Origin of the sequence: Senegalimassilia anaerobia JC110 (assembly GCF_000236865.1) — a bacterium.
Taxonomy (GTDB): domain Bacteria; phylum Actinomycetota; class Coriobacteriia; order Coriobacteriales; family Eggerthellaceae; genus Senegalimassilia; species Senegalimassilia anaerobia.
The window spans coordinates 597,311-610,585 of sequence record NZ_HE611014.1; the positions used below are offsets into that span (position 1 = coordinate 597,311).

The 13,275-nt window shown below is 65.4% G+C and carries 11 protein-coding genes; 7 read left to right on the plus strand and 4 right to left on the minus strand.

Going from position 1 to position 13,275, the window contains the following annotated elements:
* Positions 1-143 precede the first annotated feature (143 nt).
* Positions 144-1,586 carry a sodium-dependent transporter gene (locus SFHG_RS02485; protein ID WP_148514787.1) on the plus strand — a complete coding sequence of 481 codons (1,443 nt, stop codon included), beginning with the start codon at positions 144-146 and terminating at the stop codon, positions 1,584-1,586.
* 178 nt (positions 1,587-1,764) lie between these two features.
* Here SFHG_RS02485 and SFHG_RS02490 read toward each other — a convergent pair whose 3' ends face one another.
* Positions 1,765-3,075 (minus strand): bactofilin family protein, encoded by a 1,311-nt coding sequence (locus SFHG_RS02490; protein ID WP_042432980.1) that lies wholly within the window; start codon positions 3,073-3,075, stop codon positions 1,765-1,767.
* 250 nt (positions 3,076-3,325) lie between these two features.
* On the opposite strand from SFHG_RS02490, the gene SFHG_RS02495 reads away from it, so the two are divergent.
* A complete protein-coding gene (locus tag SFHG_RS02495; RefSeq protein ID WP_202898044.1) occupies positions 3,326-4,237 on the plus strand; it encodes a LysR family transcriptional regulator in 912 nt (303 codons plus the stop codon).
* Positions 4,238-4,253: 16 nt separating this feature from the next.
* Here SFHG_RS02495 and SFHG_RS02500 read toward each other — a convergent pair whose 3' ends face one another.
* The 3 genes from SFHG_RS02500 to SFHG_RS02510 all read right to left on the minus strand — a co-directional run bounded on the left by SFHG_RS02500 (position 4,254) and on the right by SFHG_RS02510 (position 6,489).
* Positions 4,254-4,952: a class I SAM-dependent methyltransferase gene (locus tag SFHG_RS02500; protein WP_081468889.1), complete on the minus strand. Its 699-nt coding sequence runs from the start codon at positions 4,950-4,952 to the stop codon at positions 4,254-4,256.
* A 150-nt stretch (positions 4,953-5,102) separates the two neighbouring features.
* On the minus strand, positions 5,103-5,819 hold the full coding sequence (locus SFHG_RS02505) for a 5'-methylthioadenosine/adenosylhomocysteine nucleosidase (RefSeq protein WP_238318246.1): 717 nt from the start codon (positions 5,817-5,819) through the stop codon (positions 5,103-5,105).
* Positions 5,820-5,994: 175 nt separating this feature from the next.
* Positions 5,995-6,489: an S-ribosylhomocysteine lyase gene (locus SFHG_RS02510; RefSeq protein WP_042432983.1), complete on the minus strand. Its 495-nt coding sequence runs from the start codon at positions 6,487-6,489 to the stop codon at positions 5,995-5,997.
* Between the two features lie 247 nt (positions 6,490-6,736).
* Here SFHG_RS02510 and SFHG_RS02515 point away from each other — a divergent pair, with 247 nt between their 5' ends.
* The 5 genes from SFHG_RS02515 to ung all read left to right on the plus strand — a co-directional run bounded on the left by SFHG_RS02515 (position 6,737) and on the right by ung (position 13,117).
* Entirely contained in the window at positions 6,737-8,692 is a 1,956-nt protein-coding gene (locus SFHG_RS02515; protein ID WP_042432987.1) for a fructose-bisphosphatase class III, read from the plus strand.
* 255 nt (positions 8,693-8,947) lie between these two features.
* On the plus strand, positions 8,948-9,997 hold the full coding sequence (locus SFHG_RS02520; protein WP_042432990.1) for an inorganic phosphate transporter: 1,050 nt from the start codon (positions 8,948-8,950) through the stop codon (positions 9,995-9,997).
* Between the two features lie 312 nt (positions 9,998-10,309).
* The gene (locus tag SFHG_RS02525; RefSeq protein ID WP_042432993.1) at positions 10,310-11,686 is read left to right on the plus strand and encodes a chloride channel protein; all 1,377 of its coding nucleotides are present in this window, start codon (positions 10,310-10,312) and stop codon (positions 11,684-11,686) included.
* Positions 11,679-12,101 carry a potassium channel family protein gene (locus SFHG_RS02530; RefSeq protein WP_042432998.1) on the plus strand — a complete coding sequence of 141 codons (423 nt, stop codon included), beginning with the start codon at positions 11,679-11,681 and terminating at the stop codon, positions 12,099-12,101. The genes SFHG_RS02525 and SFHG_RS02530 overlap by 8 nt, the downstream gene beginning before the upstream one ends.
* Positions 12,102-12,385: 284 nt before the next feature.
* Positions 12,386-13,117, plus strand: coding sequence for a uracil-DNA glycosylase (gene ung, locus SFHG_RS02535; RefSeq protein WP_052297773.1), 732 nt, complete (start codon positions 12,386-12,388; stop codon positions 13,115-13,117).
* Positions 13,118-13,275 lie beyond the last annotated feature (158 nt).

Below are 13,275 nucleotides of genomic sequence, written 5' to 3' on the forward strand. Positions count from 1 at the left end.
CACCCTGAAGAGGTTGGATGGGGCTGCCCTGCGATAGTGGTACCATATGACGTTGCGCCTGCGTATGCGGGCGCAACGTTTCAGCTTGCTATGGGACGGTTGCCCGAGGTGGCCGTCCCTTTGCGTTGGGAAAGGGAATGGATATGGCGGAAAACGCACCCAAGGCGCCCGTGGCGGCGTCGGGCAAGGAGACGCCGGCCTCGCGCGAGCATTTCGCGTCGCGGCTGGGATTTATCCTGATCAGCGCCGGATGCGCGATCGGGTTGGGCAACGTGTGGCGCTTCCCCTACATCACCGGCGAGTACGGTGGAGCGGCGTTCGTGCTGCTGTACCTGGTGTTTTTGGTGATCTTGGGCATGCCCGTCATGGTCATGGAGTTCGCCGTGGGGCGCGCATCGCAGCGCTCGGCCGCGCAGGCCTTCGATAAGCTGCAGCCGAGCGGAAAGTGGCATTGGTTCTCGTGGTGGGGCTATATCGGCTGCATGATCTTGATGATGTTCTACACCACCGTGTGCGGATGGATGATCTCGTACGTGCCGCAGATGGCGTCGGGCATGTTCGACGGCGCCGATGCCGCTTTTGCGGGTGCGGCGTTCAGCGGTATGCTGGAGAATCCCGCGTGGCTGATCGGATGGATGGTCGTGGCCGTGGTGATCGGCTTTCTGGTGTGCAGCTTGGGCCTGCAAAAGGGCGTCGAGCGCGTCACGAAGGTCATGATGGCCACGTTGTTCGTGGTGATGATCGCGCTGTGCATCCGCGCCGTCACGCTGCCCGGCGCCGCCGAGGGCATTGCATTTTACCTGGTGCCCGACTTCGGGCGCCTGTTCGCCGACGGGTGGTCGACGTTCGGCGATGCGGTGTACGCGGCCATGGGCCAGGCGTTTTTCAGCTTGTCGCTGGGCATTGCGGCCATGGAGATCTTCGGATCGCGCATCGGTCGCCAGCGTAGCCTTACCGGCGAGGCGGTCTCCGTCACTGCGCTGAACACCGTGGTGGCCATCCTGGCGGGCCTCATCATCTTCCCGGCGTGCTTCGCCTATGGTGTTTCCCCTGATCAGGGCCCGTCGCTGGTGTTCGTGACGCTGCCGGTGGTGTTCGGACAGATGCCGCTTGGCAACGTGTGGGGCTGCTTGTTCTTCGTGTTCATGGCGTTCGCGTCGCTGTCCACCGTCATCGCGGTGTTCGAGAACCTGATCAGCTGGTCCATGGACAAATGGGGCATGATGCGCAGCCGTGCCGTGATCTTCAACGCCGTGCTGGTGCTGGTGCTTTCCATCCCGTGCGCGCTGGGCTTCAACGTGCTGTCGGGCGTCACCATCCCGGCCATCGGCGATATCCAGTCCATCGAGGACTTCATCGTGTCGAACAACATGCTGCCGCTGGGCAGCCTGGCGTTCGTGCTGTTCTGCACCACGCGCCGCGGCTGGGGATGGGAGAGCTTCCTTGCCGAGGCCGACCAGGGCGAGGGCGTGAAGTTCCCGCGCTGGACGCGCCTGTGGCTGAAGTACGGCATCCCGGCGCTGATCGTGGTGATCTTCGTGCTGGGATACGCGCCGAAGGTTGCCATCTGGCTGGGGCTTGCCTAGGGCTTGCGCTTGCTGAAGGCCTTCGGTCGGGAGTGGCCGGGTGTGCGGTTGTCGTGCCGGCGGCGAAGCCGGGGTTTCGGCCGGATGCTGCGTTCGGTTGATTGCAAGAATCGGTTGCTTATGACGAAGGGGCTCGACGCGTTGAATCGCGTCGAGCCCCTTTTGCGTGGTGTGCAGGTTATGCCGTGGGCGCCTGCGGCGGATTGCCGGAGCCGTTTTGCGGAGCATCGGGCGCCGCTGCGGCCGAGACGGGGTTGCCCGTCTGCGGCGTCGGTGCGCCCTCGTTGCGGTTCGTCAATCCCAGGAACGCGTTCTGGATGCTGTAGCCTAGGGCGAACATGAAGCAAGCGGCTGCGATCGGCTTGCCGACGTAGGGCAGCGCGCAGGCTGCGCCGAGGATGGCGCCCATGGCGATTGCCGCCGGGAAGCGCCCCAGATTCTTGAAGACCAGCTTGCCCAGCGCCGCGGCGGTGAAGCCGCCCGAGACGATGGTGAGCGCGATCAGGGCGAACGTTGCGGCGCCGGCAAGGGGCAGTGTGATGACCAGGCAGCACAGGATGATCACCGCCACGGGCGCTGCGATGGCGCCGATGATCCCGGAGGCGATCAGGTAGCCGGTGCGGGTTTTCGCCAGCTGGGCGGCGTTTGCGGTGTGCTTGCGCGCCAGCCATTCGGCCGCCGCCGCGGTCACCAGGCACGCGAGGGCGCTATAGATCGCTGCCAGCAAGGTGCTGACCGCATTGAACGCGGGCTTGGGCTTATCGTCTTGCGTGTGGATGGAAAGCTCCAGTGCGCCGTGCTGTGCGGAGGAGGCTATCTCGGGCTGATCGCCGGCAGAGCCGCGTACGGCGCCTTCGATGCGGGCGTTCGGGCCCAGCCGTACGGAGTCGGCGTTGACCACGACGTTGCCGTGGACGGTTCCGTCGATGACGGCGTGCTCGGCGCAGATGTAGAGCGCGTTGCATTCGCCGGAGAAGCTTGCATCGCCGGCGGCGATGGCCACCGCCTGCGCCGTGGTGTCGCTCACCGTGGCATCTTTTGCGGCAAGGGTGATGCTGTGCGCCACATCGGCGCCCCTGATGGCGATGTCCTCGGCTGCTGCGCGGATGCTGCCCGATACGGTGCATGAGCTTACGGCGATGGATTGGCCAGCGGCAAGGATGTCGTTAGGTGCGGCCGTCTTCGTGAACAGCTTGCTTTGGCCGAACCAGACGATGTCGTCTCCCAGCATGCCGCTCGCATCGTCGACGGCGATCTCATCGGTTGACCAGGCGTGGTCGTCGTCTGCGTGATGCGATTCGTCCGCCGCGAATGCCGGCATCGCCGGGGCGATGGCGAGCGTGCCCGCGGCTGCGATAGCTACCGCGGCGCCCGCGAGCGCGCCCGGCGCGTTCGCGCCGGTTTTCCGGGCGTTGCGAGCCCATGCGGCAATGCCCGCGCCTGCAAGCACGATGAGCGCGATCGCCATGAGAAGCGTTATAGCGGTCATGATGTCCTCCTCCGTTTGCGTTTGCGCGACGTAACGGCGGCCCCGGCGTCGCGTGAAAGCGCCTTTGCGCAGCGGCTTTCCCCTTTCCGCCAGTATACTTGCCCGCGCGCGTACGTGTAAGGAGAGGGTAAGCGAGATGGTGAAGCCGAGCCGTACACGGCTTCATCCGCATGTGGGCGTTTGAGGGTTGGCGCGGGGCGTGACGTATACTTGGCTTTCGAAGGTTTCTCTTTTCGCCGGAAGGGTTGGCATGAAGATCACGCTGCAACAGATGCGCTATATGTTGAAGATCGCGGAAACGGGGTCGATGGTGGCGGCTTCGCGTGTGCTGTCGGTTTCGCAGCCCAGCCTGTCCGAGGCGGTGTCGGTCGTGGAGCGCGAACTGGGATTTTCCCTGTTCACCCGCGGAAACACCGGCGCTACGCCTACGAAGGAGGGCATGGAGTTCCTGGGCCGGGCGCGGCAGGTGGTGCTGCAGATGGACAACCTCGAGCGTCGCTATGGCGGCAACCAACCCGAGGGAATGCGCTTCGCGGTGTCATCGCATCACTTCACGTTCGTGGAGCGGGCGTTTTTGGACGTTGCGCAGCAGGTTGGTTCGGGTAGGTTCGACTTGGTGCTCAACGAGACGCAGACGCAGCAGATCATCGATGACGTGGCAAGATGCGATAGCGACCTGGGCGTGATGTATCTCTCGCGCGCCAACGAGGGGGCGGTGGGGCGCGTGCTCGACCGCAACAAGCTGGAGTTCTACGAGCTGTTCGAAGCGGTGCCGCACGTGTTTTTGCGTTTCGGGCACCCGTTGGCGGGGCGGGAGAGCGTTTCGCTTGACGACTTGTACCCGTATCCGCAGCTGTCGTTCGTGCAGGGGGCTTATGAGTCGTCGGCGTTTTCCGAAGAGCCGCTGTGGGCGCCCTCGGCGAAGACGGTGAAGGTCAGCGATCGTGGCTTCGCCACCAGCTTCATGCTGCACTCCGACGCCTATACCGTGACCAGCGGCGTGTACCCGGAGTTTCTGCAGCGCGGCGCCATCACGGCGGTGCCCATCCGCTCGGGCGAGCGCATGCATATCGGCTACGTGATGCCGCGCGGGCTGACGCTCGATGCGATAGGCGAGGCGTTCGTGGCGGCCATGAAGCTCTACGCGAAGGTGGAGGGCTAGAAGGCCTGTTCACGCTCTACAGCTTCATGCTGGCGGGGATGATGCAGTCGTAGCGCACGGCCTTACCGTCGATGGAGTAGCTGGGCTTGATGCCGGCCAGGTACGGGCCTTTCGCCGGGCGCTTGATGACCACCTTGCGCGGGCCGCAGGCTATGGCGGCGCGCAGCAGCCCTTCCTCATCGGTGCACGGCGCTTCCAGATGGTGCAGCAGCTGGAACTTCTTCTTGACCGCGGCGCTTTTCTGCCGGGCGGGGAACATCGGGTCGAGGTAGACCACGTCGGGTTTGGCCACGTCCATGGATGCGCGTGCGGCAAGCGCCTGCACGCTGTCGCCGCTGGTCAGGCGCATGCGCGCCACGATGGGCGAAAGCTGCGGGTCGGCGGCGGCGCGCGCCAGGCCGTCGGCAAGCAGCGCGGCGATGACGGGGTCGTGCTCGAAGAGCTGCACATGGAAGCCGGCAGCGGCCAGCAGCAGCGCATCCTCCCCGAACCCGGCGGTGGCGTCGATGGCGCGAGGTTGATCGACGCCTTTGACGCGCGCGGCGCGGACGAGCAGCTCGTGGGAGAGCCTCCCGGGCTTGATGCGCGGCAGCATGCCTGCAAGATCGCAGCGCAGCTCCATGCCTTCGCCCACCAGCGCCAGGCCGCGTTCGTCGCGCACCAGGCTGACGGCGGGGTCGTCGATGGCGGGAAGCATGTTGTCGTCGAAGGTCATGGGGAAGCGTCCGATCGTCGGGTAGCGGGGGATTCGAGGCCGCGGGTCTGGGTTGGCGCCGGGCCCGCGGGTTCGTGCGAGCCGGGTTTTCCGAGGCGCTGCGCGTGCGGGTCGGTGCCGCGCGTCGCGCGGCACCGGTTCCGAGGCTTGCTAGCCTTGCCGTTTAAGCATGGCGATGACGAGCGCGGCGCTGTTGCGGGCCGCCTGCGCCTCGAACGTGGGGTAGTCCATGGACGAGGATCCGTCGGCCTTGTCGGAGATGGCGCGCACGATGGCGCACGGCACGCCGTTGGCCCATGCGACCTGCGCGATGGCCGCGCCTTCCATCTCGCAGCACTTCGCACCGAACGTTTCGGTGATGCGCTGCTTTTCGAAGTTGTCGCGCACGAAGTGGTCGCCCGAGGCCACGCGGCCGGTGTGCGCGGTGGCGCCTATCGCCGACGCCGCGGCGACGACCGATTTCGACAGCGCCGGGCTGCAGGGGAACGCTAGCGTGTCCAGTCCAGGCGTCTGACCTGCGGCGTAGCCCAGGTTGCACACGTCCATGATGTGGTTGGCCGCGTCGTCGGCCACCACGATGTCGCCGATGTTGATGGATGCGTCCAGCGAGCCGGCGATGCCGGTGTTGAGCAGCGCTCCCACGCCGAAGCGGTCGACGAGCACCTGCGCGCACGTGGCGGCGTTGACCATGCCCACGCCGCACTGCACCACGATGACGGTGGTGTTGCCGATGGTGCCCACGTTGAACTCCATGCCGGCGATGCGCGTGATCTTCACTGCGCCGGCCTTCGCCATCTCCTCGCGCAACAGCGCGATTTCCACGTCCATGGCGCCGATGATGCCCATGGTGTTGAAGCTCGTAGTCATAAGCTGCTTTCTGATCGGGGAAGGGAAGCGCGCGCCGGAAGGGAGCCGAGGACGCACGCGTGCGAAATAGAGGGGGTGGTGAGCAGGGGACGGAGGTGTGTTCTGGGTGAATCTGCGGGAATGAAAGGCTTGCCCCGAACGCACCTCCGTCCCCTGCTCATCCTGTTCGCCTGCGCTAGCCGAGCAGGGCGGGGTAGTGCGTGTGCGCCTCGTCGAGCACCTCGAGGGTGTCGGCCATGTAGCGGCGTGCCCACCATTTCGCCTGCACGAGGTCGTTGTCGTGGTAGTTGCCGCACTCCTCGGGCTTGGCGCCGGGGATCTCGCCCTCGAAATCGCGGATGAAGGCGAACATGCGGCGCACGAGGTCGGCCACATCGGTGGACTCGAGCTCGCCGAAGGCCACCAGGTAGAAGCCGGTGCGGCAGCCCATGGGGCCGAAGTAGATCACGCGGCCGGACCATTCGGCGTCGTTGCGCAGGAAGGTGGCGCCGAGATGCTCGATGGCGTGGACTGCGGCGGTGTCCATGACCGGCTCGCGGTTGGGGGCGGTCATGCGCAGGTCGAACGTGGTGGTCGTGCAGCCGGTGGCGGCGTCGGAGTCGCGGCGCGACACGTACACGCCGGGCTCGAGCACGCGGTGATCGACGGAGAAGCTTGCAATGCGTTCCATGGATGCTCCTTGCTAAATATAGGTAACGGCAACGTGGTCGCCGTAGGTTCGCAGCGCCTATTGTACCGCCCGCGAGCAACCCGCTTCGCCGATCGGCATGCGAACAAGAAAATCTCCGCGCGGCGTGGTGACCGGCGCGAGGGCGCGCCTGCGTTCGGGTTGCGCCGTTTACCGGTGCGGGTGCGCGGGGGAGGGCTGCGCGCGGTACCATCGTGCCATCACTGTGCGATGACCTGAGGAGGTTTTCATGGAAGCGGATCAGAAGCGCTACTTGGAATTGTTGGCCCGATCTTTCCCCACGCAGGAGCTGGCGGCGGCCGAGATCATCAACCTGAGCGCCATCCTGAACCTCCCGAAGGGCACGGAGTTCTTTTGCTCCGACATCCACGGCGAATCCGAGGCGTTCAGCCACATCCTGCGCAACGGGTCGGGTTCCATCCGTCTGAAGGTGGACGAGGCGTTCGGCGATCAGCTGACCGAGGCCGAGAAGCGCGAGCTGGCTACGCTCATCTACTACCCGCGTGAGAAGGCGAAGCTGATCTTGGCGGGCGTGGAAGACGAGCGCGCCTGGTACGCCACCGTGGTGCCGCGCCTGGTGGCGGTGTGCAAGCGCGCGGCGCGCAAGTACACGGCAAGCCGCGTGCGCAAGGCGCTGCCCGCCGAGTTCGCCTACATCATCGAGGAGCTGATGAACGAGGACAACCACGGCGTGGACAAGGAAGCGTACTATGCCGGCATCCTTGATGCGGCGGTGCGCACCGGGCGCGGCATCGCGCTCATCGAGGCGCTCGCGCAGCTCATCCAGCGCCTGGCCATCAGCCAGCTGCACATCATCGGCGATATCTACGATCGCGGCCCGCAGCCCGACGTCATCATGGAGACGCTGCAGGCGCAGCATAATGTGGACATCCAGTGGGGCAACCACGACATCGTGTGGATGGGCGCGGCTCTCGGGCAGCGCGGCTGCATCGCGCATGTGGTGCGCAACTGCGCCCGCTACGGCAACCTGTCCATCTTGGAGGACGCCTACGGCATCAACATCCTGCCGCTGGCAAGCTTCGCCCTTGACGCGTACCGTGACGATCCGTGCGTGGGCTTCGGCCTGAAGGGCAACCCCGACCTGTCGCCGTCCGAGCTTGAGATGAACGTGAAGATCCAAAAGGCCATGGCCATCATCCAGTTCAAGGTGGAGGCGGCGCTGATCGACGAGTACCCCGAGTTCGGGCTGGAAAGCCGCAAGCTGCTGGACAAGATCGATTACGAGGCGGGCACCGTGGTGGTCGATGGCGTGGAGTACCCGCTGACCGACCGCGTGTTCCCCACCGTGGACCCGCAAAACCCCTTCGCGCTCACGCCGGCCGAGGAAGAGGTGATGTGCCGCTTGGAGGCCGCGTTCACCGGATGCGAGAAACTGCAGCGTCATATGCGCTTCTTGCTGGAAGTGGGCAGCCTGTACAAAATCCGCAACGGCAACCTCATGTTCCATGCCTGCGTGCCGCTCAACGCCGACGGCAGCTTGAAGGAAGTGGACGTGTTCGGCCACCGCTACAAGGGCCGCGCGCTCTACGACGTGATGGAGCGCTATGTGCGCGCCGCCTTCTTCAGCCATGACGCCGAGGAGAGCCGTCGCGGCCGCGACCTTTTGTGGTATCTGTGGCTGGGCGAGGGAAGCCCGCTGTTCGCGAAGAGCAAGATGGCCACGTTCGAGCTGTACCTCATCGCCGACAAGGCCGCGCGCAAGGAGGTGAAGAACCCCTTCTACACGCTTATCGAGGACGAGCGCGTCATCGCGGGGATTTTCGAGGACTTCGGCATGGACCCGGAGACGTCGCATATCGTGTGCGGTCACGTGCCGGTCAAGGTCAAGGACGGCGAGGACCCCGTGAAGTGCGGCGGGCGCGTGTTCATGATCGACGGCGGGTTCTCGAGGGCCTACCAGCCCACCACGGGCATCGCCGGCTACACGCTCATCGACAACTCCTACGAGTTCATCCTGGCGGCGCACGAGCCGCTGAAGTCCGCGGCCGCGGCAGTGGTCGAGGAGCTCGATATCCACTCGAGCCGCCGCGTGGTCGAGCGCGTCGAGCATCGCACGCTGGTGGCCGACACCGACGACGGTGCCGATATCCGCCGCCGCGTCGAGGATCTTGAGCAGCTGCTGGAGGCGTATCGGGACGGCCAGATTGCCGAGGGCGTGCGCTAACGCCGAGACGGACGGCTTACCGTATTCTGCGGTTGGGGCGTTGCTGCGTGGCGGCGCCCCGACTGTTGCGTTTCGGGGCGGCGGCGCGAGCGGGCTGTCGGCGGAACCGTCGACGTTTGGCCGCCCGATGGCGTGCGATGCAGAAAAGATGATGGAAGAAGCCGGGGTTAAGGCATAGCGCTCGCATGGCTGAATGTAGTATTGTTAGGCGTACGTCAAAAAATTGACGCAGCTCTTACGAGTATGGGGAATTGCATGGCGCTTACGTTTGCTGACTTTCTTGCGCAGGCTATGGCTCAGCCTATCCTGTTCGTCATTTTGGTGCTTATCATCGGCGTTACCGCGGTGTCCGGCGCAACCGACGCGCCGAACGCCATCGCGACGGTGGTTTCCACGCGTTGCCTCAAGCCGAACACGGCCATCGCCTTGGCGGCCGTGTTCAACTTCGTCGGCCTGGTGGGCATGACGTTCATCTCCACGGCCGTGGCGAAGACCATGTTCGGCATGGTCGACTTCTCAGGAAACACCGATGCCGCCTTGCTTGCCCTGGTGGCGGCCATGATCGGCGCCATAGGCTGGGGCATCTTCTGCTGGTTCTTCGGCATTCCTTGTTCGAAATCGCACTCCCTTATCGCCGGCATCACCGGCGGCGCGGTGGCCATGAACGGCTGGGCGGGCGTCGTGCCTTCCGAGTGGGTCAAGGTCATCTACGGTATGGTGTTCTCCCTGCTGGCGGGCTTTGCGCTGGGTTGGGTGTTCACGAAGATCATCGAGCGTGTGTTCGAGATGGCCAACCGTCAGGCGGCTAACATCGTGTTCACCGCCATCCAGGACCTGTGCGCGGTGGCGCTGTCGTTTCTGCACGGTGCGCAGGACGGCCAGAAGTTCATGTCCATCGCCATGCTGGGCATCGCGCTTTCCTTCGGCAGCTCCACGCCCGACGCGGGCGGCTTCCCCATGTGGGTCATGATCACGTGCTCGCTGGCAATCTCGGCAGGCACGGTGGTGGGCGGCAAGCGCATCATCAAATCCGTGGGCATGGACATGGTGAAGCTGGAGAAGTACCAGGGCGTGGCCGCCAACTTCTCCACGGTGTTCACGCTGCTGTTCGCAAGCCTGACCGGCATGCCGGTGTCCACGGGCCACTGCAACACGTCGGCCATCATGGGCGTGGGCGCCAGCCGTTCCATCAAGCGCGTGAACTGGAGCATCGCCAAGAACATGCTGCTGGCATGGGTGATCACGTTCCCGGCATGCGGCCTCATCGGCTTCGTGCTGGCGAAGCTGTTTATGATGCTGGCGTAAAGTCGCGTCTGCCGCTTGTCGGCGCTATCGGGGTTTCGGCTTTGACCGCTTTTCGAACCGTCTTCCGTTTTCTGGAGCAATCAGGGGCGGAAGGCGGTTTTTTGTTGTCCGGGCTTCGTTACACATGGGGCTTTGGGCATGGGCGGCGGCTGCGACTTGGCCCTACGGCAGGTTGCCGCGCCCCTTGCAGCTTGGGCGTGTCGTGTTGGGGGAGGGTCCTTGGCTTGCCAGGCGGGTCAACGGTTACAATATGGCTGACATATCCGCAATGCTGCGTGCCCCCGGTTCGCAGCTTGATGCCAAGGGGTTTTCATGGGCAAGCTTGCCAAGCCGGCGAACCGGCTGCTGTTCGCGCTGTGCGTGCTGATCACGGGCGCCATCGCCGGCGCGTTCGTGTGGGCGTTCTTCTTCTGCATGGACATCGGCCTGGGGCTTTTGTGGGAGAAGCTGCCGCAGATGCTCGGGGCTGCGGTGGGCCGGGAGGTTCCGGCGCTGGCGTCGGGGCCGTTCGGGTTCACCGCATGGCCGCTGATCGTGTGCCTGATCGGCGGCCTTGCCATCGGGCTGTACGACAAGCATGTCGGCTTCGCCCCCGAGGAGCTGAACGTGGTCATGGGCAAGGTGAAAGGCGAAGGGCGCTACCCTTACGACCACCTTGGCAAGCGCTCGCTTTCGGCGCTGCTGCCGCTTTTGTTCGGCGGCAGCGTGGGCCCCGAGGCGGGCTTGACGGGCGTGATCGCCGGTTTGTGCACATGGGTGGGCGACCGCATGCGCCGCTTCGGCGCCGACTTCCGCGCCATGACCGTGGCCGGCACGCAGGCAGCATTGACGGCCCTGTTCACCGCCCCGCTCTACGGCTTCGCCGCGCCTCTTGCGGGCACCGCCGACGGGCGCGTGCCGGAAGGCGAGGTGGACATCAAGCTGCCGCGCGCCGGCAAGGCGGCGGTGTACCTGTGCGCCGTGGTGGGCGCCCTCGGTGCGTTTTTCGGGCTCGCCGAGCTGATCGGCGGCGGGGGCGGGCTGCCGCGTTTCTCGGCTGCCAACGTGGGGCCGCGCGAGCTTGCGTGGCTGGTGCCGCTGGCGCTTGTGGGCACGGCCTGCGGCTGGGCATACCACGCTTCGGGCGCGGCTGCCGGCGCGTTGGCGCGCCGCATGGGCGACAGGCCCGTCGCCAAGGCGATGCTGGCCGGCTTGGCCTTGGCGCTTTGCGGCATGGCGCTTCCCTACGCCATGTTCGCCGGCGAAACGCAGTCTACCCTGCTCATGGCGCGCTGGACCGCCATCCCGGCGGGCGCGTTGGTGGCGACGGGCTTCGTGAAGGCGGCGCTCACGCCCGCGTGCATCAAGCTTGGCTGGCGCGGCGGCCATTTCTTCCCGGTGATCTTCTCGGGAATCGCGCTTGGCTACGGCTTTGCCCAGATCAGCGGCGCCGACGCGGTGTTCTGCGTTGCCGCATGCACCTCGGCGCTTATGGGTGCGGTCATGCGCCAGCCGCTCATGGCGGCGCTTCTGCTGGTCATGTGCTTCCCGCTTAAGGGCGTGATCGTGATGCTGGCGGCGGCCGCCATCGGCGCGGCCATCCCTCTGCCACAGGCGTTGAGCCCGCAAAAGACGGGGGATTTGCCCGACGGTGGCGAAAACGCGCCAAGCTCGGCAACGCCGGACGGGGAAGGGGAGCGCCATGCGTAGGCTGCGCATGCTCGTGGAGATCGAGCGTCAGGCGGGCTTCGGCCCCATCACCTGCCTGTTCGTCGTCGTGTTCCTGCTGTGCTCGCTGGCGGTGTGGCTTGCCGACCCGGTGGCGAACACGTTCGGCGACGGCATGTGGTTCAGCTTCCAGGCAGTTTCCACCATCGGCTTCGGCGACGTGACGGCGGCGGGGCCGGTGGCGCGCATCGCCACGGTGCTGCTCAGCGTGGTGAGCATCTTCTACATCGCCCTTATCACCGGCGTGGTGGTCAGCTATTGCAATGCCATGCTGCGGCAGCGCCAGGAGGGCACGCTCGCTCATTTCGCTGAGAACTTGGAGCGGCTCGACGAGATGACGCCCGATGAGCTGGCCGTTTTCTGCGAACGCGTGAAGGAGTACCGCCGCGGGAAGTAGCGCTCGGTTACTGCGGCTGTGGACGGCCGTCGGTAAAGCGTTCGATAGATGATAATCGAATGGCGAAGCGAGGCGGGCGAGATGCGCCGGGCAACATCGGCTATCGTTGCCAAGTACGGATAAACTTCGGAACCGCTGGTGCGAAAGCGTTTAGCTTGCGGGGTCTGTGGCGTTCGGCGGGTAAGACCGCTATGTTGATCGGGCTCCGCTCCCTGCCCGCACCGCCGATACGCAATCGGAAAAACGCCGCTTGCCGGCGTTTCCCTCTATAAGAAGGAGGCCCCATGGGCTCGAACGAGAACGTGAACGCGTGGCTTGACGCCGCGCCCGACCAGGTGCGCGAAACCACGCAGGAGCTGTTGTCGCAGGTGGAGGCTATGCGGGATGCGCAGACCATCTATCCGCCGCAGGACGATATCCTTAACGCGCTTGCGTTCACCGCGCCCGCAGACGTGCGGGTGGTCATCTTGGGCCAGGACCCGTATCACGGGCCGGGGCAGGCCATGGGGTTGTCGTTTTCCGTGCCCGCTGGCTGTAAGCTGCCCCCCAGCCTTCGCAACATGTACAAGGAGATGGCCGCCGACTTGGGATGCCCTATGCCCGAGAGCGGGGATTTGACGTCGTGGGCTGCGCAGGGCGTGTTGCTGCTCAACACCACGCTCACGGTGCGCGAGCACGCCGCGGCATCGCACGCCAAGTTGGGCTGGCGGGTGCTTACCGACCATGTGGTGCGCCGTTGCCTGGAGGTGCCGCAGCCCGTGGCGTTCCTGACCTGGGGCAAGCACGCCATCGATTTAGTGGACGGGGCTTGGAAGGCCGTGGAGGCGGGCCCTGCGACGGCATCGCTTGCTAACAAGCATGTGCTCAAGAGCACGCATCCTTCGCCGCTTTCGGCCAACCGTGCCACCGCCACGTTGCCCGCGTTCATGGGGTCGCGGCCGTATTCCCAGGTCAATCGCATTTTGCAGGAAGCGGGCGAACGGCCCATCGACTGGCAGAGCGTACTTGCGGGGTAGGGCACCCTTCGCGGTCCGTGCGCCTTTTCAGGCGGTATCGCGCATCAAAACGAGTCGCGCCCGGAACCGTTGTTCCGGGCGCGGCGAATCGGAGTGCGGGTCAGGATGATGCGATGCGGCCCCGACTGCAGGATACGGCCCCGTTTCTGTTGCCGCAA